General features: G+C 31.8%; 1 protein-coding gene. It reads left to right on the top strand.

All coding sequences use genetic code 11. From position 1 onward, the window contains the following. Nucleotides 1-680 (top strand): sensor histidine kinase (locus tag KI356_RS27635; RefSeq protein WP_212937056.1); only part of this gene is annotated, 680 nt, incomplete at both ends.

The raw sequence follows: 680 nt of genomic DNA on the forward strand, positions 1-680 counted from the left end.
AAATGATTGAAGAAATTCGATATATTGCGAGTGGAAACTTTAATCATAAAGTTTCTATTGTACACCATAATTATTTAGAAGAATTAGCAACTGGCGTTAATCAAATTGTTGAACAGTTAAAAGTATCAATTGATGAAGAAAGACAGGCGGAACAAGCAAAAAGCGAACTTATTACGAATGTATCACATGACTTACGAACGCCTCTTACATCTATAGTTGGATATGTAAATTTAATCCATCATGATAATTATAGAGATGAAGTGGAATTGCGTCATTACATACAAGTCATTTACGATAAAGTAACCCGTCTCAACGCATTAATGAATGATTTGTTTGAATATACACGTGTTCAAAATAAAGAGTTAAGTTTAAATTCTGTTCCTATTGATATTGTAGAATTGCTTGGACAATTAACTGTCCAATTTCGGATACAGCTTCAAGAAGCTAATATTGAATGTCGACCTTCTTTCCCACCTCAAAAGCTAATGGTACTAGCTGATGGGGATAAATTAGTACGTGTGTTTGAAAACCTAATCATAAACGCTATTACTTATGGAAATGATGGAAATCATATTGATATTACAGCTTACGAAAGCAATAATACGATCGCTATTGATATAGTAAATTACGGACAAGCTATTCCAAGTACTGATTTACCTCATATTTTTGAACGTTTTTAT

It is taken from the genome of Bacillus hominis (assembly GCF_018332515.1).
Lineage (GTDB): Bacteria > Bacillota > Bacilli > Bacillales > Bacillaceae_G > Bacillus_A > Bacillus_A hominis.